Raw genomic sequence first — 24,739 nt, forward strand, 5'->3', positions numbered from 1 at the left:
TGTTGCGCTGCCTTCGAATATCTGCCCGATATGTCCGTTCATGATGCGCGGCCTGTGCGGTTTTTCAAACAGGGCGGTTCCAAGATTTCTTAGATTAAAGCCGGATAGTCTGCGCGGATGAAACTGGCTTGCGCCCGGGTCCGCGGCCTTGGCAACTTCGCGCCGAAACGTACAGACGGGCCGGCAATAATCGGCGTGTTTGCCGGGTTGAACGGCGGTGTGTCTCCTTTAGTCTGCGCGGCAATGTGAAAGAAAGGATGCAACATGGCCAAATCTCTGTTTTCCCTGCCGGACGTGGTGCAGATACCAGTGGTTGGAGAGGCCAAAACCTATCCGGTGGGGCGCATCTTCTGCGTGGGTCGGAACTATGCCGCCCATGCGGCCGAGATGGGAAATGAGGTCGACCGTGAAGCGCCGTTCTATTTCACCAAGTCCCCGCAGAACGCCATTCTGACCGGGCAGACCGTGCCTTACCCGCCGGGCACCGAGAATTATCACCACGAAATGGAACTGGCCCTGGCCATCGGTCGCCCGGTGTTTCAGGCGACGTCGCAGCAGGCTTGGGATGCCGTGTTCGGCTATTGCTGCGCTCTGGACATGACCCGGCGCGACCTGCAGATCCGCGAGCGCAACAAGCAGCGCCCTTGGGATCTGGGCAAGGATGTGGAAAATGGCGCGGTTTTCGCGCCGTTGACCCGCGCCGCCGATTGGGCGCCGGCCGATGACACCCGCATCCATCTGAGCGTGAACGGTGAGGTCCGGCAGGACGCCACCCTGTCCGAACTGATCTGGAAGATCGACGAGATCGTCATGCACCTGTCCCGGTTCTATCACCTGCGACCCGGCGACCTGATCCTGACCGGAACGCCCGCCGGTGTCGGCCCGGTTGTCGCCGGAGACGAGCTGACCGGCGGCATCGACGGGTTGGACCCCATCCGCCTGGCCCTCGGGCCGGCGGAATAGTCCCCAAAAAGGATTTTCAGCCACTCAGACCGGCGCGCGAAGCCAGTCTGCGGCAAAAGTGACCCGATCCAGCCCGGCAAAACGGCGCACCCGGTCCAACTCGGCCTCGAGCCGCCGGGTACGGGCGTCCGACCATCTGACCCCACGCTCGGGCCACAGGGCGCGGACCCGCAAGGTGCCTTCGTCGCGATGGGCCTTCATGTCGATCCGTCCGATCAGACGGTCTTTTTCGAGCAGCGGAAAGACGTAGTAGCCATAGGACCGCTTGGCCTCGGGCACGAAGACCTCGATCCGATAGTGGAAGCCGAACAGGCGCTGGGCGCGGTTGCGGTCGCGCAGCATCGGGTCGAACGGGCTGAGCACACGGATACGCCCCGGCGCGGGGGCAGGGTCGGCAGCCTGGTCCGCCAAGCCGGGTCGCGCAAACACGCGGCGCATTCGATCATCAGCGCATTCCACTTCGATTTCCTGCACATCCCCCCGTGTCAGAGCCTGTTTGCACCACTCTTTCGCCTCGGCAGCGGTGACAGTGTCCCAAAAGGCGGCCAGTTCGCCCGAGGTGGCAAAGCCCAGCCGGTCGAGCGCCGCGTTGCACAGCCAGTCCACCGTCGCCTGATGGTCGCACTCCATCACGCCGGGGCACAGATGGGTATCGATCACGCGCTCGGTCAGGTCGTATTGCTTTTGAAACCCTCGGCGCCCCACCACCGTCAGCGCGCCCGAGCGCCAAAGGTATTCCAGCGCCGTTTTTGAGGGGTGCCAGTCCCACCAGCCGCCCGAGCCCTTTTTCTCATCCTGTCCCACATCGGCCGAGCACACCGGGCCGTGGTCGCGGATGTGTCGCAGCACGGTTTCGAACTGCTGCTCGAACCCGTCGCGTCGCCAGTTGCGCCAGCGAGCTCGCAGCATCTCGGCGTCGCGCTGGAAGCGCAGGTGCCAATGCGGATAGAACGCCATCGGGATCACGGCGGCGTCGTGGGTCCAGTGTTCGAACAGGCCGCGGTCGCGCTCGTACAGGCGTTTGAGGTCGTTCGGCCGATAGGACGGGCGGCGCGAGAACAGGATCATGTCATGGGCGCGCGCCACGGTGTTGATGCTGTCGAGCTGCACGAAACCCAGCCGGTGGATCAGATGCAGCAGATCGGGCCCTTTGGCCGGACCTGCGGGCTGTTCCGCCAGCGCATGGCGATCCATGAACAACGCACGGGCGGTTCGGTTGTCGAGTTGTTGCAGCTTGCCCCGTTCAGCGCCGCTTGAGCGTGTCGCCATAGCTGATCTTGGGGGTCAAGGTTATGCGTGTTTCGATCTCGGTATTCGGGTCGGCCAGTTGGGCGGCGATGATTTCCGCGGCCTTGCGACCGATTTCAAGCCGGCAGGCGTCCATGGTGGCCAGCTTGCGCGGCAGACCCTGCAGCAGTTCGACGTTGTTGAATCCCGCAAGGCCGATCTGTCCGGGCACGTCGATGCCCTGCTCAAGCAGGTACAGCAGCCCGCCCGCGCCGATCATGTCGTTGGAATAATACAGGAAATCCAACTCCGGGGAGCGTTCTAGCATGGCTTTGGTCATCTCGCGCCCCTTGGCCAGGGCCGAACCGCCGGAATAGAACTCGCGGTCCTCGATCTCGATCCCGTGCTTGCCCAGAACTTCGGTGAAGCCCTCGAACCGTTTGCGCGCGCGGTGGTCCAGCGGCATCTTGGTCCCCATGAAGCCGATATGCTGATACCCGGCCTTCAGGATCGCCTGCGCCATCTCGCGCCCGGCCCGGCGATGCGAAATGCCCACCATCGCGTCCACAGGCTTGCCGTCCGTATCCATGATCTCGACCACCGGAATGCCCGCCGAATCCAGCATGGCCCGCGCGGCCTCGGTGTGTTCCAGCCCGGCGATGATCACGCCCGACGGACGCCACGAGAGCATCTCGTACAGGACCTTTTCCTCTTTTTCCGGCAGATAGTCGGTGACGCCGACCACGGGCTGCAGCTCGGTATCCTCAAGCACCTGGTTGATGCCGGTCAGCACCTCGGGGAAGACCATGTTCGACAGCGACGGGATGATCACAGCCACCAGGTTAACCCGGCTTGAGGCCAGTGCCCCAGCGATCTTGTTGGGCACGTATCCCAGCTCTTTCGCGGCGGCCAGAACCCGGGTGCGGGTCGCGTCCGACACATCGCCCCGATTGCGCAGGACCCGGCTGACCGTCATTTCCGACACACCGGACGCTTCTGAGACATCACGGAGGGTAAGCGGGCGTTTCGTTTCTGTTGTCACCGGGGATACCTGCATTGTTGTTTCCCTGATGCTAGCGCGAACAGGGCAATCTGTTCAACTGTTGTGCAAAGGTCATGACAAGCTGAAAAAACCCAGCTACAGAAGGCGCCGCGCGGCCCCGTGGCTCAACTGGATAGAGCAGCCCCCTCCTAAGGGGCAGGTTGCAGGTTCGAATCCTGCCGGGGTCGCCAGCAAGTCAGCGCTGGTCGGATTTCGGGTTCGGTTTCACCGCTCAATCGCGATGGCGCGCTTACTTCGTACATGCAGTCCTGGCGATCCTGTTTGCCGTGCATACACTTCTTTTGGTGCAGTCGCCCTGAGAGTTTCTGCCTCTCTCAAATCTGCATTCTGGTGCGGTTTTGGACCAGCCTCGGCTCGTCGTACACTTGGTCTTCCCCGTACATTGCGCGCCACCACAGGTTTTCGGCTGCCATTTTCGGTAGGAATCGTATGAGCGCCACCCCTCTGGGCATGCTCCGCCCGCGAAAGCGCAAGCGGTCTTTCCCTTGATCGTGACGGTTTTTCCTCCCGCACTATTGCACTCTGCTGCCGTTGGGGCCGCACTTCCGGGAAGTGGCGATACCAACACCAAACACAGACCAACGAAAGGTAGTATTTCAAGAACACGCATTGCGTTCTCCTTGCTGCGCGACAGGCAAGTCCAAGCTTACGTGACCGACAGACAATCCCAAAGGGTCAATCCCGCGGTACCCTCGAGACGATGTATCGCGGGGATCATCTGGTCTTTGAAGCACCGCAGCAATGGCCCGCGGACAGTCAGTATTCCGCGTTTGACAGCTTGTTAAGGCAATCCCTGATCGGTGCGCCTTTGGGCAGGGCACAGTACCCGTCCGACCGCATGTCGGCCGACGGGGAAACACCTCCTCCGATCAAGATCACCAGGAACTCCTCAACCGGGGGCAACAGCGTATCGGCGTTCTCAATCGTCTCTTCGGTCGAGACTGTCCGGAATGCCTCAAACAGTGGAAGGGTGATTTCGCCTTCTACGCCGTCAGGATGTTCGTCCAGAAACTGGCGCGCGCCCCAGTCAGGGTCTGTGAAGAATCTGTGATAGTAGGTGCGGTCCAACCGATCTTTCTGGATTTCCAGACTTTCCGGGACAACGCCTCCGTCGCGGACGCCTTGATAGATTTCCATGATCTTGCCGTGGACCTCGGGCCATGCGCTGGCTTCGACGGTCGCGCTCAGCGCGATCACGCCCTTGTTCTTGCCCACGACCACAAAGTCCGAACGTGGATCGTAGGATGCACGCTTGGACTGGCGGATAACCCGAAACATCTCCGAGCCTTGATTGGCGCCGATGTAGTCAACAAGAAGGTTCGAGCCAAGCTGGTCCCGTGCGTTCGAAAACGTCTTTGCATTGGCAAACAGGATCAACATTTCGGATGCGTCGGGGTCGGCGAGATGCACGATACCTTTGGGCAGGGCAAAGGGCGTCTCGTTCGCGCCGGTCCACCCTTCGGCCCATTTGCTCAGGGCGCGCCCCAGCCGGAACCGCGCGCCCGGCAGCGAATTGATCAATCTGACGCTGCGGCGCATTACCTCTTCGTCCTTTGACCTGAGGACGACCTGATCTGGTCGCCCGAACTGAAAGTCGGTCTCGAGGGTTTCTTCGTCCGTGGCGGCAGGGTCGAATTCCACATAATTGGTAATCTCGTTCAACACGTCCGACGGCTGTCTGGTTCTGGTCGAGATAACTGGGCGAAACGCCTCAAGCTCTCGTGCGTACCAGTTTGGTGTGTATCGGGGTTCGAGCAATACGTTCTCGAGGTGCACCAGGACTTCCGGGAAGACGTCGCTTGGCGCCGAGACGGTGAGCGTCAGGTTCTTGCCGCTTCTGCCGATTTTCTGTTCGACACCTTTCAGCTTCAGGAACGAACTGACTTCGTAGGATGAGCGGGTCGAGGTCCCACCTGTCACCACGCTCGCAATGGCGGCGGACATGGCGGCAGTGCGGTCCAGCGTCGGGTGGTCAATCGTCCAAACCAGGGTCAGCGCGGACGTGCCGTTCTCAAGCGAAGAGAGCTCGACCAGTTTCGTTTCGCCTGCAGTCGCAATCAGTTCCGCCTGTGCCCGCTCACCCGGCAGCAAGGTAAGCGCCGCAAAGAGAACTGCGAGAAGCCGGCCCTTGAAAACGCGCATGTCAGTCGGCTTTCTCTGCAAGAACGAAAGATGTCGCCGAGGGCTGCAAGACTTTTTCCGCAAAATCGATAACTTCCTGATCTGTGGTGTTGCTCAGTGTTTCGGCAAAGACCGACGGGCTGATGGGCGGGAATCCGTCCGCGGCGACGTTCTGCAGAAACCACAGAAAGGCCGAAGGACGGCGGGCCATGTTCTGGGACCAGACCACCTCCTTTTGACGGAGCTCATGAATTTCGTATTTGCTGATCGGCTCGTCCAGCAAGCCAGCCAAGGTCTCGGTCAGCAGATCCTTGGCTTCATCCACGCTGAAGCCGGGCATGAGTTGCAGGTCGATCACCAGTTCAACATCGGCATTCTTCGCAAAATACCAGTTGACGCCATGGTTGAGTATCCGCGTGTCCTCGTGGCGCAGGACCTTGGCGATCCGTTCGTTCAGGATCCCGCTTGCGATGAAGAACGCGCCTTGCATGTCGATGCTCGTGGAGCGGTCTTCGAATTCCACGAATTTTGCGAACAGCACGGTGTCGCGTTGCAACCGATCCGACTGCAGGCGCACGACGGACTGTTTCTCGGGATCCGGCTTGTGATTCAACCACGGTTTTTTCGGAGCTACAGATGGTTCGGTGTCGCCAAACACCCGCGCCACCAGTTCTTCGGCCCGGGCTGGGTCAATGTTGCCGGAGACGATCAACGTCACGTTGGACGGCACGTAGTGTTCCTTGTGAAACTGATAGGCCTTCTCGAGGCTCAGCTTGGGCAGATCCTCGACGGTGTTGTCAGCCCGGCCGCGCAAAGTACCGTAGAGGTTTTGAAGTGCCATTCGGCTGAGCCAGCGAAACGGATATTGCCGTTCACGCAGCAAGGTTTCCCGCTGGACGATAGCGACTTCGCTCTCTGCAAATTGCCTGGATACGGATGGCGTGTCCAGAACGGCCCGGGAAAGCCGCAACAACATCTCCGCCTCGGATGGCAGCCCGGAATTCGTGTACACGGTCGCGACATTGTGCGTGGTGGCGTAGATGTCGCGTTCACGCGGTTTTCTGAGAATGGTGGCGTCGGCCGAGAACGCGGCGAGATGCTCGGTCAGATGGGCTGTGCCGGACGGGTCCGGGTCGTCATACGACCCCGAAAGAACAATCAACTGAACATCCACGCGGTCGAAGGTGTCCACTGGAACCACATATGCCGCGTGCAGCCCGCCCTTCTGGGCAAGCGGAATGATGCTCTGAGCCTGAGCGGATCCGGAAAAAACCAAAAAGACGATCGACAAGAAAAATACGGCGGCGCGCATCAAAATCCTTTGAACTATTAGATTTTCGCAGAAACGCCGGTCAACCGACGCTCAACCAAAGGGGTAACGGTTGCGTCAATGCTTGCGGGGCGCGGAGTGTTTTTCAAGTCGTAATAGGCATCGCAAGTCGGGGTGTGCTTCTGGGGCTGCGGGCGGGGCTTGCTGGGGCGAACAACTGGATCACGTCAGACCAAGGTCTGTGGTGCGGTTTTCGATTGTGGGTCATAGTCGGGACCACAATGAGGACGAAAGTTGCTGAGCTGACGATTGGGAATTGGTCGTTGTCGCGAGTTTTTCTTGCGGCAAGCATCCTTGTGATGGGATCTGCAACCGCGATCGTCGGTGTGTGGGTTTCAAATCGAATCCAGAATGCGGTCGTGCAGAACTCGGCCAATTCGGCGGCGCTGTATATGGAAAGCATCGTCTCACCTCTCAGCCAGGAACTGGCGTTGGGTGATCGCCTGTCCGAGCAGGCGAGGCGGGCGCTGGACGAGATATTCATGACCCAGCCGATGCGCGACCGTATCGTCTCGTACAAATTCTGGAAGCAGGGCGGTGTGGTCGTACACGCCTCGGACACAAGCATCATCGGCAACCGTTTCGAGCCGACGGGTGACCTTCAGCGCGCCTGGATCGGCGAAATCTCGGGCTCGTTCGAGGAACTGGATCACGATGAAAGCGCTGCCGAAGCGGCCTTGGGGATACCGCTGCTCGAGGTCTACAGCCCCATTCGTGAACTGTGGTCCGGTGAAATCATTGCCGTGGCCGAGTTCTATGAAAGGGCCGATCAATTGGAGATGGATCTGGCAAAAGCCAGGCGCACAAGCTGGTTGGTGGTCGGTTCCGCCTTTCTGGCAAGCACGGTTGTCCTGTTTTGCATCGTTGCGATTGGGGACAACACCATCCGGCGGCAGGCGCGGCTATTGAAGAAACGGCTGGCAGAAAGCGAAAGGATGGCGGCGCAGAATGCGATGCTGCGGTCGCGGGTGGTCGAGGCCTCGGGCCGGTATGCCGCGCAGACGGACCGGTTCCTGAAGAAACTCGGCGCCGAACTTCATGACGGCCCGGCGCAGTACCTTTCACTTGCCGCCCTTCGGTTGGAGGCAGCGTTTTCGGACAAATCCCCAAAACCGAAGGAGGCCGAGGAAATCCAGCAGTCGCTGCAGAAATCCTTGACCGAAATCCGCGCACTGTCTCGGGGACTGTCCGCACCCGATATCGACAACCTGACCTTGGTGGATGTCGTAAGAAGAGCGGTCGAGGACCACGCGGAGCACAGCCCGTTGCGGCCTGAAATCTCGTTTCATGGCGGTGACACGCCGGATTTGTCGGTGTCTGACAAACTGTGCGTTTTCCGCTTTCTTCAGGAAACACTCTCGAATACCGCGCGATATGCCCCGCAGTCCCGCTGCAGCGTCACCTGCCATGTTCGTGACGATTGCATTGTCATTCAGGTCAAGGACGATGGACCCGGCTTTGATCCTTTGGACGGTACTGTTCTGCGCGATGATGGCGGCCAGGGGCTGCTGGGGCTGCGCGATCGGGTCGAAAGCATCGGCGGCAGGTTTCAGGTCTCGTCCAGTCCCGGTCAGGGCACCACCGTCGAAATGACCCTGTTTCCCAACAAAACGAGCTCACCATGACCAAGACACTTGTCATAGCAGATGATCATCCGATTTTCCGGGATGGGCTGCGGCGGACCTTGGATGAGGCAGAAGGGTTCGAAGTTCTCGCGGCCGGATCCAGCGCCGACGAAGCGGTTGCGCTTGTCGCTCAGCACCAGCCCGACATCGCAATTCTCGATCTCTCGATGCCCGGCGGTGGGATCAACGCGACACGCCGGATCGCCGCAATGGAAAAACCGCCCTGCATCGCGATTCTGACGGTTTCGGAGAACAGCAGCGATGTTGCCGATGCACTAGAGGCCGGAGCGATTGGGTATATTGTCAAAGGCGTAACCGCGAGCGAACTGACCGCCTCCCTGCGCAGCATCGCCGCGGGGGAGGGGTTCGTTTCGCCGGGGCTGGCTTCGCGGGTACTGCTTCAGATCAACAACGACGCAAGCCCTGCGAACAGCAGCGATGTCCTGGATGATCTCACGCATCGCGAAGAGGAGATACTCAGGCGCGTGGCCAAGGGTTTGAGCAATCGCGAGATCGCCGTGGAACTGGATCTTCAGGAAAAGACCGTGAAACACTATATGACGGCGATCCTGTCCAAGCTGCACGCGCGGAACCGGGTCGAGGCCGCGCTTATCGCGCACGACGCGTGGGGCAAGAAAAACAAGCCCGCATAGCCTGTGAACGCCGAAACGGCCTCTCTGACCGAGAGGCCGTCCGGCAAAATGGCGCTGTTCGTTAGTTCGCGACCGATTGCAGCCTCCGGATGTCCGCGGCCGTGGCGGTTCTTTCCACAACGGTCCGGTTGAAGGGGTCTTTCAGCTCGTAGCGCCCGAACTCGATCTCTTCTTTCCAGCCGTTGGCGTAGTTGACTTCGATGTTGTTGCCCTGACGTTCGATCTTCGTGGGGCGGCTTCCGGCCGTACCACCTTGCCCGGATGCGCTTACATTCTTGATCGAAATACCGTTCGCCAGAGAACGAAGCCTCGAGATATCGGCTCCTGTGGCTGGCCGTTCCTCAACGGTCCGATTCTGAGCATTCTTTCTCTCGTATCTGCCGTTTTCGATTTCTTCCTTCGTTCCGTCGGCATAGCGAACTTCGATCCCGTTTGCAGTTGTCTCGACCTTGGTTATGCCGGCCGACCCGGTCGCGGTGCTTCCGGATTGCGAAGATCCCTTTTTGCTGCCGCTGCGACTTGACCGATCGTCGTCATCGTCGTCGTCATCATCCCGATCATCATCGTCGTCGTCATCCCGGTCGTCGTCATCATCGTCCCGATCGTCATCGTCATCATCGTCGTCCCGACCGCTGCCACTTTTGCCTTTGCCGCTTTTGGCAAACGCGTAAGCGGGCTCAAGCTGTAAGCCGCCCTCGGTGCTGAACTTGGGAGTGTATGGCGCCGCCGAAATCAACGTCGCCAGTGCCACAGTGCTGAGAAGTTGTCCCAGTTTCCGGTTCGCAATCATTTCAGCCTCCTTTGCTGTTCGACAAATGTCTGGTTGTCGAAGGCAGGCTAAAGCGGGTTGGATCCGTCCACATCGGGCTTAGGTCTGACGAATTTCCAACCAAACGTCCGAAGGGGGAAGCGAAAAGGCACAAGGTGCCAAGATCACGTCGACTGGCGAACCGCCAAGGCTCGTAGGTTGCCGGGGGATGTGGGCGTCGGCTCAGTCTGTTGTGGCGTCGTTGGCCGGTACCGGAACAACCTTGAGATATGCGGCAATCGCCAACCGGTCCTCATCGGACAGACGGGAAGTGTTCTCGATGACCTCGGCCATCTCTCCGCCGGCACTGTCGTAGTCCGGAGTGAAACCGGACTTCAGGTATTCGGCGATGTCGGCTTCGGACCAATCCAGGTGGTTGGTGGTCAGGCCGGGAATGCGCCCTTTTCCGCTGGGATTTGGCGCACCCGCCAGCCATTGATCCCGGTTCATGCCGCCAAGACCATCTCTGGGTGTGTGGCACTCGGCGCAATGGCCCAAGGCTTCGACCAGGTAGCGCCCGCGCTGCTGCTGCGCATCGAGATCACCGTCCACCACCCACCCTGGTTCAAGGTAGAGAAGCTTCCAGCCGCCCAAGCTTCGCCGGATGTTGAAGGGGAAACCGACCTCATGCGCGCTGCTTTCCTGCGAGGCGGCCGGCAGGGTGCCAAGGAATGCGTGCAGCGACACGACATCCTCCGGCGTCATGTTCGTATAGGTCGTGTAAGGGAAGGCCGGGTAGTAGTGCTGCCCGGCCGGCCCGGTTCCGTAGATCAGGGCATCCGCCAGTTCCAGCGCCGACCATGTCCCAATCCCGGCTTCTGGGTCGCTGGATATGTTCGGAGCTATGAACGTACCGAAATCCGTCTCGAACCGGCGTCCGCCCGCCAGCACCAGCTTTTCCTCACCCTCGGAGTTCGGCGCTGAATGGCACGAGGCGCATCCGGCCGCAAAGAACACGGTCTCGCCCCTGACAAGATCAGGGGCAATACCGTCCAACTCGGCCGGATCGACGTGTTGCGGTCGGGTCAGAACCAGACCGGTCAGCCCGGCCACGACCGCGACGCCCGCGGCAATCGACAGAAGCCGCCGCACCGTCAGGGCCTTGTCAGTTCTTTGGGGCTCTGTAAGCCTTGTGACATGCCGAACAGGCTCCACCCAATGGTCCCATCGCTGCTTTCAGCGCTTCGACATCTTGCCCGGCGGCGGCCTGCATCGCAACCGCGGCTTCAGCCATTGCTTTGCCCTTGGCGCTGACATCCGGGAAGTTCTCCCAGATCGCCGGAAGCGCACGAGAAGATGGGTCGGAGACATTGTCGGACCCGGCTGGCCACATGGCCGACTGATCGATCTGCGTCACGGCAACCAGGTTGTTTGCCGCGCGCGTCGCGGCCTCGGCGTTGTATTCCACCTCGCCCTTGGCCATGCCGCCAAGCGTGCCCAGATTAAACGCATACAGCTGCATGACGGCCTTCCGCGCCTTGACGGCCGGGTTTTCGCTTTCCTGGGCTACGGCCGTGCCAATTACGGCCACAGAAATCAAACTCGCCGCAAGGATTGAGAATTTCTTGATCATGGTATCTCTCCCACATGAATGTGCCGAATGGTAACTTGATCGAAATTTCTTGTAATTGTTTATTTCTCTGCGTTTCTTGTTAACTTATGAACAATCAAAACTGGGATGACATCCGATACGCACTCGCCGTAAGCCGGCACGGCTCGTTGAACGCAGCGGCCACAGCGCTGGGCGTGACCCATGCAACGGTGCTGCGCAGGGTGGCCGCGTTTGAACGACGTCATGGGTGTGTGATCTTTCAAAAGAACCCGTCGGGCTACAGTGCGCTGCCCGAGGCCCGGGCCATTCTTTCGGCCATGGAAAATGTCGAGGATGCGGTGCTTTCGGTCGAACGGGCAATCGTGGGCGCGGACCGTTCGCCGACCGGGCGGGTGCGGATTGCCTCGACCGACAGCCTTTGCCAGCTTGTGCTGCCCGGGATACTAAACCGCATTTCTGCGCTTTATCCGGGTCTGGAGCTGAGTCTGCTGAGCGGGAACAATCACCATGACCTATCGCGGCTGACCGCGGACATTGCCGTGCGTCCATCAATACGCCTGGGCGAAGACTTGGTGGGCGAGCGGGCTGGCGCGTTGGCCTTCGGGGTCTACGACGATGGGTCCTCTAACCGAAAATGGATGCGTTTGGACGGGGCGCTGAGCGGTTCGGTCCCGGCCAGATGGATGGCCGAACATGTGCGGGATGAAGACACCACCATCGGCGCGGACAGTTTCCTTGTGCTCCAGCAGATGGCTGCGACAGGTGTCGGCAAGGCATTTTTGCCGACGTTCATCGGTGATGCGGACCCGCGGTTGCAGCGGGCGCCGGACATGAATCCGGAGATCGAGGTTCCTCTGTGGGTGGCCACGCTTGAAGAGATTGCGCGCACGCCGCGGTTTGCCGTCGTGCAGCGGGCCTTGGTGGAACACCTGCCCGAAGCACTGGGCCGGTAAGGTCAAACCGAAACGGCCGCCCTGAGCTGCTGCTGACCAAGTTCGGATTTTGATCCTTTCAGGAATGGCGACCCGCGTTCCAGCACCAGAAAACTGTCGCCCAGGGAATACGCGAAATCAAAATACTGCTCGACCAGGACGATCGCCATCTCACCTTGATCGCGCAACAGGCGGATGACTTCGCCGATCTGCTTGATGATATTGGGCTGGATGCCCTCGGTTGGTTCATCCAGCAAAAGCAGCCTGGGTTTCGTGATCAAGGCCCGCGCAATTGCGAGCTGCTGCTGCTGACCGCCTGACAGATCACCACCGCGCCGCGACAGGAACTCTTTGAGAATCGGGAACAGTTCGAAGATGTAGTCAGGTATCCTGTGTTCGCTGCGGGGCAGGCAGGCAAAACCGGTTTCCAGGTTCTCGCGGACCGTCAGAAACGGAAAGATTTCTCGTCCTTGCGGAACATAAGCCACACCTTTTCGAGCCAGCTCATAGGATGTGGCCTTGCTGATCTCCTCACCGCCAAGCCGGTATTCACCGCCGCTGCGGGGGTGCGTTCCGGAGATGGCTTTCAACAGGCTGGTCTTGCCGACGCCGTTGGTGCCCATCACGCAGGTGACCTGACCCTGACGCGCGGTGATGTCGATCCCGTTCAGGATCTGGCTGCCGCCGTAGTGCAGGGACAGGTTCGAGATTTCCAGAAGCTCAACGGCCAAGATACACCTCAATCACTTTGTCATTATTGGTGACGTGGTCCAGCGACCCTTCGGCCAGAACCGACCCCTCGTGAAGCACCGTGACCTTGCAGTTCAGGCGGCGGACGAACTCCATGTCATGTTCAACCACCACCACGGCGCGGGATTTTGCGGCCGCGACAAGAATGTCAGTCGTGTGCTCGCGCTCGGCGGGGGTCATTCCGGCGGCCGGCTCATCGACCAGCAGCAACTGCGGATCCTGCGCCAGCAGCATCCCGATCTCAAGCCACTGTTTCTGTCCGTGGCTCAGCTCGCCCGCCTTGCGGTTCAAGGCATTCTGCAGTCCGATTTCCTCGGCCAGGTCAGCGACTTTCTGATGATCGGCCTGTCCGGCCCGGAACCGCAGGACCGCCAGCGGGCCGCGTTTGTTCCTGAGGGCCAGCATCAGGTTCTCGCGAACGCTCTGGTCCTCGAAGACGGTGGGGCGTTGGAACTTTCGGCCGATGCCGGCCTGGGCAATCTGGCTTTCGCTCATCGACAGGAGCGAGACGGATTTGTCGCCCCACAGGACATGGCCGTCATCCGGTTTGGTCTTGCCGGTAATGATGTCCATGAACGTCGTCTTGCCCGCCCCGTTCGGGCCGATGACCGCGCGCATTTCGGCTGGGCCAATCTGGAATGTCAGGTTGTTGATGGCTTTGAATCCGTCAAAGGTTACGGATACGCCGGAGACTTCAAGTAACGTGCTCATTCGTCGGCCTCTTTTTCGCGCAGCGACCCAAGGTCCGGCCCAAGATCGGCGCCGTGGCGGTCCGGGGCGCGCCGTTCGGCAAACCTGTCGATCAGACCGCCGATGCCCCGAGGCGCAAACAGCGTGACCGCGACAAATGACAACCCAAGCAGGATGGTCCACCAGTCGACCCATTGGATCGTGTAGAATCCCAGCGAGATGTCGGGGGCCTGACCACCCGTGAACCAGGTGGACAGCAGAGAAACGAATGCTGCGCCGATCACCGCTCCGTACAGACGGCCCCGTCCGCCGATGGCCACCCAGACGGCCAGGTAGATTGATGCAATGGGCGCGATCTCTGCTGGATTGATGATGCCGGCTTGAGGGTAGTACAGGGCGCCCGCGATGCCGCAGATCACGGCGGTGAAGGTGAAGATGAACAGCTTGTAGGCCTCGACCGAATATCCAAGGAACCGAACCCGGCTTTCGTCGTCCCGGATGGCGCGAATGACCGATCCGAACTTGCCGGACACCATCCAGGCGCAGACCAGATAGCCCAGCCCCAGCGCCAGGGCCGACGCCCAGAAGAACAGGATCGAAACCGTCGATTGCGGCACCGAATCCAGACCCGGCAAATTCTGCAGACCCGACAGGCCGTTGTTCCCGCGCAGCCCGCTGTCATTCTGAAACAGGTACAGGGACAGCGCCAGCGTCATCGCCTGTGTCAGGATCGACAGGTAGACCCCGGTCACGCGGCTGCGGAAGGCGAGCCACCCGAACACAAGGGCCAGCAAGCCGGGCACCAGTACGACCGCGGCCAGTTGCAAGGGCAGCGAATGCGCGACAGCCCAGATCGGTGGGAACTCGGATGCGCCGACGACGCCGAAGATCTGGGTGGCGATTCCGTCAGAAATTTCCTGGGCCGTTGGCGGCAGGGCCGAGGACGCGAGGCTTTCGATCACGATGATCTCGGTCCGCGCATACATCAGCCACATGCCGATGGCGTATCCGCCGATACCGAAGAAGGCCATATGCCCCAGGGACAGGATGCCCGTGTAGCCCCACACCAGGTCCATCGCCAGGGCCGCAAGGCACAGGCAGAGGGTCTTGCCCAATGTCTTGACGAAGCTGGTGGATATCAGGCCGATCCCGAACCCTTCGCCCAGCACTGTTATGGTCGCCGTGAACAGGGCCAGAATGATCAAGAAGATCGCGACCGAGGGATAGCGCAGCACAAATGGCTTTCGCATCGGGCTGGCTGTGGATGTCATGTCAACCATATCACGCTTCCGCCGCCCGACCCTTGAGCGCGATGATGCCGCGCGGCCGGAATTGAATGAACAGGATGATGAACAGGATCATGTAGGTCTGCGCCGCCAGGGTATTTGACGGGTTGAACCATTCGATCCCCTTCTGCAGCGTGCCGACCATCGTGGCCCCCAGCAGCGTCCCCCAGATGTTGCCCACACCGCCCACGACCACTGTCATGAAGCTTTGCACGATATAGTCGGATCCCATCTCGGACGTGACCTTTGCGTAAAGCCCGATTGCCACGCCGGCAATGCCCGCGATGCCCGAGCCAAAGCCGAAGGTCAGCATGTTGATCCGGTCGGGATTGATACCCATCGAGGAAGCCATGCGCGGGTTCTGCGTCACGGCGCGCACCTCAAGCCCCAGCCGGGTCCGGTTCATGACGATGAGGAAAAGCGCGAGGAACAGCAGCGCCAGAACAAAGATCGCGATGCGGATGTAACTGATGGAGACGATATCGTTCAGCACCATCGAACCGTCCAGCCAGGCCGGGGCGGTCAGGGGACGCGCCTGGGTTCCAAAGATGTTCTTGGCCAGTTGCTGCAGCGCGATGGAAACCCCGAAGGTCGCAAGCAGCGTCTCCAGCGGACGGTGATACAGCCAGCGAATGACCAGACGTTCCAGCAGAACACCGGCGCCGAAGGTCACCAGGAATGCGCAGGGAATGGCGACAATGATCGACAGGGTCAGGTCCGGAATGAACAGTTGAACCACATATCCGGTATAGGCGCCCATCATGATGAACTCACCATGCGCCATGTTGATGACGCCCATGACGCCGAAAGTGATGGCAAGGCCGATGGCGGCAAGGAAATAGATCGAGGCGAGCGACAGCGCATCCAGAACCAGATCCGCCGTCTGGTTGAGAGCGACTTGCGTCTCGATATTGTCCAGCACGGCCTGCGCCGCCAGCGCCACCGGCAACGGCGCCGAGGTGTAGACTCGGTAGAACTTGTACTGTTGCACAGCCTCTGCGATGTCGTCCTGCGTCACTAGCGGAGCGGCGAGCCCCTGATCGGCCAGCAGCTGGTATGCCGCTTGTCGTGCCGCATCTTCGTCCAGACTTGCCACCTGTACGCCTGCGACCCTGTCACCGTCGATATTCGAAATCAGGGTCTCTTTGATGGTGCCGTCGTCCACCAGGGCCGGTGCCAACCCGTTCTCAACCAACAGGTCATAGGCCTGTTTCTGTGTCAGTTCGTCCGACCCGGCCTCGATGGTCACAGCGCCATCCGGAACCGTGTCGGACACCTTGATTTCAGATGCAACAAGGGGATTGAGCGTTGCGCGCACGTCAACGCCCAGATCGCCGGCGAAGCTGTCGATTGCAGCCAGCCTTGCGACCGCGTCATCATCAAACCGGATCGTCAACAGACGCTCGAGCCGGTCCTTGCGGGCCCGCAGATCCGCGTCCTGCTCTCCGGCAATGGCGCCGCGCAGGGCGGATAGGTGCGAGGGTTCCGCGTCCCGCTCGATCGCCGTCAGCGCTGCGCTTCGGTTCAGCGGGTCGGGGTCGTTCAATTGAAACTGCACCAGCGCCGAAGCGATCAACCCGCGAATGCCCGAGTTCGGCTTGAGTTGTTTGTAATCCTTTTTGTCGACGACACCGATCTCGGCCCCATCCGAGATATCGAAAACCCGCAAACCGCCATCGGCCTTGGACGCAAAAACGAAAAGGCCCGTATCCCGGTTGAACCACATGTCCTTGGCCTGCCACCGCTCGAGGACGGTTTGTGCCTCGGGCAATCCGCTCTGCGCCAGGGCGTCAATCGCCGGGCCGATCGTCTTGCGAGAGGATTTTTGAATGACCTCCGCATGGGCCTGCAAAAGCTTCTGCACCGGCGCGTCGGAGGATTGGGCTTGCAAAAGACCTGGGGCCACGAACAGCAGCAGGGCAAACAAAGCCCGGCAAATCGAAAGCGTCATTTGGGGAGACCTCGGCATTGGGCCCCGGGGCACAGGTGACGCGCCCCGAGGTGTTCCGGTTCAGATCTTAGTAGTTCGATTTGATCTGCACGCAGCTTTTCGTTTCGGTGTTGTACATACCGCAACCCAGCTCTTTCCAATCCGAGACCAGAACCGCGGATTCGGGCAGGTAGTCCGTCCAGGCATCGCCCGGAACCTCTTCGGTCTGGCTGATGATGTCGAACTGACCGTCTTCCTGGATTTCGCCGATCAGAACCGGCTTGGCGAGGTGGTGGTTCGGCAGCATGATGGCCGTGCCGCCCGTCAGGTTCGGGAATTCCTGGCCGTACATGGCCGCGCGCACGGCATCGACATCCGTCGAGCCCGCCTCGGTTGCGGCGTTCACCCACATGTTGAAGCCGATGTAATGCGCTTCCATCGGATCGTTGGTCACCCGATCTTCGCCCATGCGGGCTTTCCAGGCGGCAACCCAGGCCTCGTTCGCTTCGCTCTCTGCCGACTGGAAGTAGTTCCACGCCGCCAGATGCCCGACAAGGTTGGTTGTGTCCAGACCGGCCAATTCTTCCTCGCCGACCGAGAAGGCAACTACTGGGATGTCATCCGCCGAGATACCTGCGGCGGCCAGTTCCTTGTAGAAGCCCACATTCGCGTCGCCGTTGATGGTCGAGATAACGCCGACTTTCTTGCCGTCCGCGCCCAGCGCAACGACATCCGCCACGATCTTGGACCAGTCGGAATGGCCAAAGGGGGTGTAGTTCACGAAGATGTCCTCTTCGGCGATGCCTTTCTGCTTCAGATAGCTTTCGAGGATGTTGTTCGTCGTGCGCGGATACACGTAGTCGGTGCCCAAAAGGGCGAATTTCTCGACCCCCAGTTCCTCAAGGAAGTAGTCCGTTGCGGGGATCGCCTGCTGGTTCGGTGCGGCACCGGTGTAGAAGACGTTCTTCGAGCTTTCTTCGCCTTCGTACTGAACCGGATAGAACAGCAAACCGTTGAGCTCTTCGATGACCGGCAACACGGATTTGCGGGAGACCGATGTCCAGTTGCCAAAGATCACGTCAACTTCATGAACGGTGAGCAGTTCGCGCGCTTTCTCGGCAAACAGCGGCCAGTCCGAGGCGGGGTCGACAACTACGGCTTCCAGCTCGCAGCCCAGCAGGCCACCAGCTTCGTTCTGCTGTTCGACCAGCATCTCCATCGTGTCTTTCAGCGTGGTCTCGGAGATGGCCATCGTACCGGACAATGAGTGCAGAACGCCCACTTTGATCGGGCAATCGGCCAGTGCGGGCAGGGCGGTTGCGAACAATACAGCAGCAGTAGTGTTGAGTAGTTTGGAGTGCATCAGCGTTTCCTTTTGTGCGATGCGCAGCAGGCTTGTCCGGAACGCCGAAACATCCCATATACCCCCCACGCTTAATTGCGGTGTGCGAGGGCGTCATCAGGTTCCTAGGCCGGGCACCTTCGCACATTTTCCAAGCCGTCTTTCGGCGCACCACATTGCTAGGTCAGCTTTTGCCGGGGCTCAGAGTCCGGTGGCACGAGTTTTTGGATTGATTCAGCGTGTTGCCCAAATTTGCGGCGGTGCCGCATGGTTCGCCCAAAAATGCGGCGCTGCAGCGAAGGGTGGTCTCAGACGCCGCCCAGTATCAGCAGGCTGCACTGATCCAGAAGGTCGCTGGCCGTTTGCCGCGCGGCGCTGGCCGCCGTGATGTCCGAGCCAAAGGTCGCCGTATGGAGCAAGCGCGCATGGGCGTGTTTTGAGTTCACCCGGTGGCTCAGGACCAGTTCGGCCTCCTCTGCCGTCACGGTCGCCTCAAGCAAGGACACGAAACCGCCGCGAAGCAACTCGTAGTCTTGCGCCTTGGGGTCGTTCAGAAGCCAGGCATGCTCCATCTCGGCCGAAAAACGCCCGGCGCAGCCGGCAAACGATTTGACCATGTCGGTTTCAGCATGAAGCAATCCGATGGATGAGAAAGTGCATAGTGCTGAAACGAAAATAGTTTTCAAAGCGCCCATGTTTTAATCATTGCAACCGAAAAAGCGCCCGTCAAGACAGCGGTTTGCAAACTGTCCTGCCCATTTGCCGACAGGCTTCGGTCGCGACGGGTCATGACAGAACCGGTTCCGCGCGGTTTTTGCGTCCCGGCCCTGCCGGGGCGCATTGAACCCGGTTGAGGGCTGGCCGGACCAGACTAGCTATTGCCCAGATTTGGTTCGGAGAACGGTTTTGCAGATCGTCTGGTTCAAGCGGGATCTCAGAGTGCAGGACAATCGTGCCCTGGCTCAGGCGGCACAGCGGGGGGCGCTGGTGCCGCTCTACGTGATTGAACCCGATCTTTGGCGTCAGCCCGACATGTCCGCTCGCCAATGGGCGTTCATCCACGAAACCCTGGTCGAGCTGCGCAGTCAGCTTGCGGAATTGGGCCAGCCTCTGATCGTACGGACGGGCGAGATGCTGTCGGTCCTGGACGATCTTGCGCAGAGTTTCGACCTCACGGCTCTTTGGTCGCATGAAGAAACGGGAAACGACTGGACCTTTCAGCGGGACAAACGCGTGGCGTCCTGGTGCCGAACCCGGGGTATTCCCTGGCACCAGCCGCGCAATCACGGGGTTCGCCGTCGTCTGGCGTCGCGCAATGGCTGGGCCAAAGAGTGGGATCGCTTCATGAGCGAACCGATCACGCCCGCACCCATATTGCGGCCCATCCCGATGGACCCGGGTGGGATCCCGTCCAGCAGGGAACTGGGGTTGCACCCGGACCCATGTCCACGGCGCCAGTCGGGCGGCCACACGGCGGCGTCGGACCGGTTGACTACATTCCTGAGCACGCGCGGCCGGACCTATCGCAGCGCGATGTCCTCACCGCAGCTGGGGGAACACGCGTGTTCGCGCCTGTCCCCGCATCTGGCGTGGGGAACGCTGTCGATGCGCGAGGTGATGCAGTCCACATGGGCGCGGCAAAAAGCGCTGAGCCACACCCCTGACAAACAGTGGCGGGGGGCGATGTCCTCGTTCGAAGGCCGGTTGCATTGGCACTGCCATTTTATCCAGAAACTGGAGGATGACCCCCGGATCGAGTTCCAGAACGTGCATCGCGCCTATGACGGGATCCGTCCCTCGGCCCCGGATTCGCATCGGCTGGAGGCTTGGGCCAATGGCGAGACCGGCCTGCCATTTGTTGACGCATGCATGCGGTACTTGCGGGCAACAGGGTGGCTCAACTTTCGAATGCGCGCGATGGTGATGGCGACGGCCAGCTATCACCTGTGGCTTGACTGGCACGCGCCCGGTGAGGTTCTCGCCCGCCTGTTCTCCGATTACGAACCGGGCATCCACTGGAGCCAGGTGCAGATGCAGGCTGGCACCACAGGTATCAACGCGCTGCGGATCTACAACCCGGTGAAACAGGGCCATGATCAGGACCCGACCGGGACCTTTACCCGCCGTTGGTTGCCGGAATTGGCGGATATCCCGGATCGCCATCTGCAAGAGCCGTGGAAGGCCGAGAATGCAGGTGCCGTGCTGGGCAAACGCTACCCGATGCCCATCGTCGATCACGTCGCGGCGGCCCGGTTCGCCCGGGATCGGATCTGGGCGGTGCGGCGCGGGGACGGATTCCGGGACGAGGCTGCGAAGGTCTTGGCCCGGCATGGCAGCCGCAAAGGGCGCTTGCGGAAAGGAAACAGCCGTGCGACCACCCGCAACCCGGCGCAATTGTCATTGGATCTGGGGGACTAGATGCGGATGCGGAAAAAGTCGGATCTTCCGACGAAAACCTGCGCCACATGCGGGCGTCCTTTCACCTGGCGGCGAAAATGGGCCAAGGTCTGGGACGAGGTCCGCCACTGCTCGCAGCGTTGCCGCCGAGCCCGATCATCTTCGACCGGCCAACGCTAGAGGCTGTCGAGTATCTCGCGCGCGCTGTCGCGGTATTGGGCCTGTTTTTCGGGGTCCATCCGGTCCCAGGTTCGGTAGGCATGGCCCAACCTGGGATTGCCACGCAGCTTGTCGGCGTTGCGTGCTAGGAAATCCCAGTACAGTGGATTGAAAGGGCAGGCATTCGCACCGAACTTGCGTTTCACGTCATAGCGGCAATGCGAACAGTGATCCGACATCTTGTTGATGTAGTTTCCGCTTGCTGCGTAGGGTTTTGACCCAAGCAATCCGCCATCGGCGAATTGGCTCATTCCGATCACGTTGGGGGCCTCGACCCATTCATACGCATCGGCGTAAACCGCCAGGTACCACTCGTGGACTTCGTGCGGATCGACCCCGGCCAGCATCGCGAAATTGCCAGTCACCATCAGGCGCTGGATATGGTGGGCATAGGCGTGGTCGCGCGTCTGCCCGATAGCGGCCGCCATGCAGGCCATTTCCGTTTTGGCCGTCCAGTAGAAATCCGGCAGCTGGCGGGTTGCCCCGAAGTGGTTCCGTTCCGTGTACCCGGGCATGTTCAGCCAATAGAGGCCCCGAACATATTCTCGCCAGCCGATGATCTGACGGATAAAGCCCTCGACCGCATTCAAAGGCGCGCGGCCTTCATAGTAGGCACGCTCGACCTGCCGGCAGATCTCCATCGGCCCCAGCAGACCCGCGTTCAGGTAATGCGACAGGACCGAGTGATAGAGGAACGGTTCTGCCTGTAGCATTGCGTCCTGATGGTCCCCGAACAGAGGCAGAGCGTGTTCCACGAAATGGTCCAGCGCCTCGAGCGCGCCGGCGCGGGTCACCTCGAACCAGAACGGGCGCAGCTGTCCGAAGTTGTCGCCAAACTGGGTTTCGACAAGGCTCAGAACCTCGGTGGTGATGTCATCCGGGTCGGATCGGGGCGGTCGGGGCATAAACAGATCGGCAGTGGCGGGTTTGCGGTTTTCCGCATCAAAGTTCCAGCGCCCGCCTTCGGGTTGGTCGCCGTTCATCAACAGCCCCGTTTTGCGCCGCATCTCGCGATAGAAATATTCCATCCGCAACTGCTTGCGTCCGTCCGCCCAATTGCGGAACTCCTGATGCGTGGCGACAAACCGGTCATCTTCCAGCATATGTAGATCGGTTTGGCTTTGGTCCGCCCACTCCAGCAAGGCGGTTTGCAGCCGATACTCGCCGGGCTCGGTCACCTGAACGTTTGTAATCGACAGATCCGCGATGGCCCGCGCGATCTCGCCTGTGATGGAGCCGGTATTGTCAGGGTGATCCAGCCTGACATAACGGACCTGCCACCCCGCCGCACCGAGCTCATCTGCGAAATGGCGCATTGCCGAAAAGACAAACGCGATCTTCTTTTTGTGATGCGGAACATATCCCGCCTCGTCCGCGACTTCGGCCATCAACACCGTGTCTCGCGCCTTCTCCGCCTGACTCAAGGCGCTTAAGTCTTGGCTCAGTTGGTCGCCCAGCACCAAGATCAGCCGGCTGGGGGAGCGTTCGTTTGTCTGCGTCATTTCCGTCGAGTTAGGGCCGCCACGCGGATGAGCAACCCAAACTTCCGGAAAGGTTGCACGGCAGATAAATTGAAGAACCTAAGCAACAGACGGGAAAACTGGCGGCAAACCACCGAAGTCTGTTCCGAGAAGCTATGGTGCCGCTGAAGGGACTCGAACCCCCGACCCCATCATTACGAATGACGTGCTCTACCAGCTGAGCTACAGCGGCCCATTTTTCGACGCGCACCCGTTCCCGTGGGGGCGCGGTATGCGGTGCGAAGGATCGTTTAAACCGTCCAACCGGCGTAGGCAAGACCGGTTGTTGACCCCGATGTGAGGTTTTGCTGGTGGGCGACTGGCCTTGTTCACCCGTCGTTCGACCCGAGTGCCGCTCTGGCTGAGGGCAGCCGACGATCCGGTCGGGATCAGGCGCGTTTTTCGCCGATTGATGCGATGCCCAGAACGGCAAGCACCTTGGCTTCGATATTTTCAGCGTTCATGCCTGCGACCGCGTACATGTCGGCGGGGCTGGCCTGGTCGATGAAAATGTCCGGCAGCACCATCGAGCGGTATTTTAGGCCGCGATCGAACACGCCCTCATCCGCCAGCAGCTGCGCCACGTGGCTGCCGAACCCGCCGATGGCGCCTTCCTCGATGGTGATCAGCGCCTCGTGGTTGGCGACCAGGTCCAGGATCAGGTCGCGGTCCAGCGGCTTGGCGAACCGGGCGTCGGCGATGGTCGGCGTGATGCCGCGCGCGGCCAAAGATTCGGCGGCCTTCTGTACCTCGGCCAGGCGCGTGCCGAAGGACAGGATCGCCACCCGCGCCCCCGACTGGATCAGGCGGCCCTTGCCGATTTCCAGAACCTGCCCACGTTCGGGCAGATCGACACCCACGCCTTCGCCCCGCGGATAGCGGAATGCGATGGGGCCGTCGTCATAGGCGGCGGCGGTGGCGACCATGTGCACCAGCTCGGCCTCGTCGGCGGCGGCCATCACCACCATGCCCGGCAGGTTGGACAGGTAGGCGATGTCGAACGACCCGGCATGGGTCGCGCCATCAGCACCCACCAGCCCCGCGCGGTCGATGGCAAAGCGCACCGGCAGGCGTTGGATCGCCACGTCGTGCACCACCTGGTCATAGCCGCGCTGCAAAAACGTGGAATACATCGCGCAGAACGGCTTCAGCCCGCCCGCAGCCAGCGCGGCCGAGAAAGTGACCCCGTGCTGCTCGGCAATCGCCACGTCGAAACAGCGCGACGGGTAGCGTTCGGCGAACAGGTTCAGCCCGGTGCCGTCGGGCATCGCCGCGGTCACCGCCACGATCTTGTCGTCGCGGCTGGCCTCGTCCACCAGGGTCTTGCCGAAGACCGAGGTGTAGGATGGCGCGTTCGACGGCGCCTTCTGCTGCTTGCCGGTCACCACGTCGAATTTGGCGGTGGCATGGCCCTTGTCGCGGGCCTGTTCGGCCGGGGCATAGCCCTTGCCCTTTTTGGTCAGCGCGTGGATCAGGATCGGCCCGGTCGCCCGCGCTTTGACCGTGCGCAGCACCGGCAGCAATTGGTCCAGGTCATGCCCGTCGATCGGGCCGACATAGGAGAATCCCAGCTCTTCGAACAGCGTGCCGCCCACCGCCATGCCCTTGAGCATCTCCTTGGCGCGCTTGGCGCCTTCGCGGAACGGTTCGGGCAGCAACGACACCGCACCCTTGGCGGCGGCTTTCAGATCGTGGAACGGCTCTTCGGCATAGATGCGCGACAGGTAGTTCGACAGAGCGCCCACGGGCGGGGCGATGCTCATCTCGTTGTCGTTCAGGATCACGATCAGGCGTTTTTTCAGGTGGCCGGCGTTGTTCATCGCCTCGAAGGCCATGCCGGCCGACATCGACCCGTCGCCGATCACCGCGATCGCGTCGCCCAGCCCCTCGGGCGTGACCCCGCCCAGGTCCCGGGCCACGGCAAAGCCCAGCGCCGCGCTGATCGAGGTCGAGCTGTGCGCCGCGCCGAACGGGTCATAAGGGCTTTCGCTGCGCTTGGTGAACCCGCTGAGGCCGCCTTTCTGGCGCAGGGTGCGGATGCGGTCGCGCCGCTCGGTCAGGATCTTGTGGGGATAGCACTGGTGCCCGACATCCCAGATGATCTTGTCGCGCGGCGTGTCGAACACCGCGTGCAGGGCCAAGGTCAGCTCGACCACGCCCAGCCCCGCGCCCAGATGCCCGCCGGTCACCGATACGGCCGAGATCGCCTCGGCCCGCAACTCGTTTGCCAACTGATGCAGCTGCGCGTCCGAAAACTGCTTGAGATCCGCCGGGCGGTTCACAAGGTCCAGAAGCGGGGTGTTCGGACGGTCTGACATGGCATCCCTTACG

General features: G+C 60.9%; 21 protein-coding genes and 2 tRNA genes. 7 read left to right on the forward strand and 16 right to left on the reverse strand.

Annotated elements, in window-relative coordinates; genetic code table 11:
• Positions 1-264 precede the first annotated feature (264 nt).
• Positions 265-963, forward strand: a complete 699-nt coding sequence (locus ACR0IR_RS11570; protein ID WP_170364015.1) for a fumarylacetoacetate hydrolase family protein — start codon at positions 265-267, stop codon at positions 961-963.
• Between the two features lie 24 nt (positions 964-987).
• Here ACR0IR_RS11570 and ACR0IR_RS11575 read toward each other — a convergent pair whose 3' ends face one another.
• Positions 988-2,232, reverse strand: coding sequence for a winged helix-turn-helix domain-containing protein (locus ACR0IR_RS11575; protein WP_170364016.1), 1,245 nt, complete (start codon positions 2,230-2,232; stop codon positions 988-990).
• Positions 2,207-3,232: a LacI family DNA-binding transcriptional regulator gene (locus tag ACR0IR_RS11580; RefSeq protein ID WP_170342776.1), complete on the reverse strand. Its 1,026-nt coding sequence runs from the start codon at positions 3,230-3,232 to the stop codon at positions 2,207-2,209. The genes ACR0IR_RS11575 and ACR0IR_RS11580 overlap by 26 nt, the downstream gene beginning before the upstream one ends.
• Before the next feature lie 114 nt (positions 3,233-3,346).
• Between ACR0IR_RS11580 and ACR0IR_RS11585 the strand changes: the two genes are divergently transcribed.
• Positions 3,347-3,423: transfer RNA gene (locus tag ACR0IR_RS11585), tRNA-Arg, on the forward strand.
• A gap of 586 nt (positions 3,424-4,009) precedes the next feature.
• Here the strand turns inward: ACR0IR_RS11585 and ACR0IR_RS11590 are convergent.
• Both ACR0IR_RS11590 and ACR0IR_RS11595 read right to left on the reverse strand, forming a co-directional pair.
• A complete protein-coding gene (locus ACR0IR_RS11590) occupies positions 4,010-5,395 on the reverse strand; it encodes a peptidase M16 family protein (protein ID WP_480779113.1) in 1,386 nt (461 codons plus the stop codon).
• A gap of 1 nt (position 5,396) precedes the next feature.
• The gene (locus ACR0IR_RS11595) at positions 5,397-6,566 is read right to left on the reverse strand and encodes a M16 family metallopeptidase (RefSeq protein WP_480779114.1); all 1,170 of its coding nucleotides are present in this window, start codon (positions 6,564-6,566) and stop codon (positions 5,397-5,399) included.
• Between the two features lie 437 nt (positions 6,567-7,003).
• Here ACR0IR_RS11595 and ACR0IR_RS11600 point away from each other — a divergent pair, with 437 nt between their 5' ends.
• On the forward strand, positions 7,004-8,329 hold the full coding sequence (locus ACR0IR_RS11600) for a sensor histidine kinase (protein WP_170364017.1): 1,326 nt from the start codon (positions 7,004-7,006) through the stop codon (positions 8,327-8,329).
• On the forward strand, positions 8,326-8,982 hold the full coding sequence (locus ACR0IR_RS11605; protein ID WP_093963999.1) for a response regulator: 657 nt from the start codon (positions 8,326-8,328) through the stop codon (positions 8,980-8,982). Before ACR0IR_RS11600 ends, ACR0IR_RS11605 begins: the two co-directional genes overlap by 4 nt.
• Positions 8,983-9,043: 61 nt before the next feature.
• Here the strand turns inward: ACR0IR_RS11605 and ACR0IR_RS11610 are convergent, their stop codons facing one another.
• The 3 genes from ACR0IR_RS11610 to ACR0IR_RS11620 form a co-directional block, all read right to left on the reverse strand.
• Positions 9,044-9,772 (reverse strand): hypothetical protein, encoded by a 729-nt coding sequence (locus tag ACR0IR_RS11610; protein ID WP_480779115.1) that lies wholly within the window; start codon positions 9,770-9,772, stop codon positions 9,044-9,046.
• A 201-nt stretch (positions 9,773-9,973) separates the two neighbouring features.
• Positions 9,974-10,882 carry a c-type cytochrome gene (locus ACR0IR_RS11615; protein ID WP_170364018.1) on the reverse strand — a complete coding sequence of 303 codons (909 nt, stop codon included), beginning with the start codon at positions 10,880-10,882 and terminating at the stop codon, positions 9,974-9,976.
• Positions 10,883-10,895: 13 nt separating this feature from the next.
• Complete coding sequence (locus ACR0IR_RS11620; RefSeq protein WP_170364019.1) at positions 10,896-11,363, reverse strand: c-type cytochrome; 468 nt, start codon at positions 11,361-11,363, stop codon at positions 10,896-10,898.
• An 86-nt stretch (positions 11,364-11,449) separates the two neighbouring features.
• Between ACR0IR_RS11620 and ACR0IR_RS11625 the strand changes: the two genes are divergently transcribed.
• Positions 11,450-12,295, forward strand: a complete 846-nt coding sequence (locus ACR0IR_RS11625; RefSeq protein ID WP_170364020.1) for a LysR family transcriptional regulator — start codon at positions 11,450-11,452, stop codon at positions 12,293-12,295.
• A 2-nt stretch (positions 12,296-12,297) separates the two neighbouring features.
• On the opposite strand, the gene urtE is transcribed toward ACR0IR_RS11625, so the two are convergent.
• The 6 genes from urtE to ACR0IR_RS11655 all read right to left on the reverse strand — a co-directional run bounded on the left by urtE (position 12,298) and on the right by ACR0IR_RS11655 (position 18,889).
• The gene (urtE, locus tag ACR0IR_RS11630; RefSeq protein ID WP_170364021.1) at positions 12,298-13,005 is read right to left on the reverse strand and encodes an urea ABC transporter ATP-binding subunit UrtE; all 708 of its coding nucleotides are present in this window, start codon (positions 13,003-13,005) and stop codon (positions 12,298-12,300) included.
• Entirely contained in the window at positions 12,995-13,735 is a 741-nt protein-coding gene (gene urtD, locus ACR0IR_RS11635; protein ID WP_093964004.1) for an urea ABC transporter ATP-binding protein UrtD, read from the reverse strand. The genes urtE and urtD overlap by 11 nt, the downstream gene beginning before the upstream one ends.
• Positions 13,732-14,985: an urea ABC transporter permease subunit UrtC gene (gene urtC / locus ACR0IR_RS11640; RefSeq protein ID WP_437342613.1), complete on the reverse strand. Its 1,254-nt coding sequence runs from the start codon at positions 14,983-14,985 to the stop codon at positions 13,732-13,734. Before urtC ends, urtD begins: the two co-directional genes overlap by 4 nt.
• A 10-nt stretch (positions 14,986-14,995) precedes the next feature.
• Positions 14,996-16,951, reverse strand: a complete 1,956-nt coding sequence (gene urtB / locus ACR0IR_RS11645) for an urea ABC transporter permease subunit UrtB (protein WP_170364022.1) — start codon at positions 16,949-16,951, stop codon at positions 14,996-14,998.
• Positions 16,952-17,018: 67 nt separating this feature from the next.
• Entirely contained in the window at positions 17,019-18,293 is a 1,275-nt protein-coding gene (gene urtA / locus ACR0IR_RS11650; protein ID WP_170364023.1) for an urea ABC transporter substrate-binding protein, read from the reverse strand.
• 287 nt (positions 18,294-18,580) lie between these two features.
• The gene (locus ACR0IR_RS11655; protein ID WP_170340832.1) at positions 18,581-18,889 is read right to left on the reverse strand and encodes a hypothetical protein; all 309 of its coding nucleotides are present in this window, start codon (positions 18,887-18,889) and stop codon (positions 18,581-18,583) included.
• 289 nt (positions 18,890-19,178) lie between these two features.
• Here ACR0IR_RS11655 and ACR0IR_RS11660 point away from each other — a divergent pair, with 289 nt between their 5' ends.
• Together ACR0IR_RS11660 and ACR0IR_RS11665 are read left to right on the forward strand one after the other, a co-directional pair.
• The gene (locus ACR0IR_RS11660) at positions 19,179-20,690 is read left to right on the forward strand and encodes an FAD-binding domain-containing protein (RefSeq protein ID WP_170364024.1); all 1,512 of its coding nucleotides are present in this window, start codon (positions 19,179-19,181) and stop codon (positions 20,688-20,690) included.
• 6 nt (positions 20,691-20,696) lie between these two features.
• Positions 20,697-20,849 (forward strand): DUF2256 domain-containing protein, encoded by a 153-nt coding sequence (locus ACR0IR_RS11665; protein ID WP_217353607.1) that lies wholly within the window; start codon positions 20,697-20,699, stop codon positions 20,847-20,849.
• On the opposite strand, the gene ACR0IR_RS11670 is transcribed toward ACR0IR_RS11665, so the two are convergent.
• The 3 genes from ACR0IR_RS11670 to dxs form a co-directional block, all read right to left on the reverse strand.
• Positions 20,846-22,390, reverse strand: coding sequence for a cryptochrome/photolyase family protein (locus ACR0IR_RS11670; protein ID WP_170364025.1), 1,545 nt, complete (start codon positions 22,388-22,390; stop codon positions 20,846-20,848). The genes ACR0IR_RS11665 and ACR0IR_RS11670 overlap by 4 nt on opposite strands.
• Positions 22,391-22,525: 135 nt before the next feature.
• Positions 22,526-22,601, reverse strand: a tRNA-Thr gene (locus ACR0IR_RS11675).
• A 196-nt stretch (positions 22,602-22,797) separates the two neighbouring features.
• A complete protein-coding gene (gene dxs / locus ACR0IR_RS11680; RefSeq protein WP_170364026.1) occupies positions 22,798-24,726 on the reverse strand; it encodes a 1-deoxy-D-xylulose-5-phosphate synthase in 1,929 nt (642 codons plus the stop codon).
• Positions 24,727-24,739 lie beyond the last annotated feature (13 nt).

The organism is Ruegeria sp. CF2 (assembly GCF_056537385.1).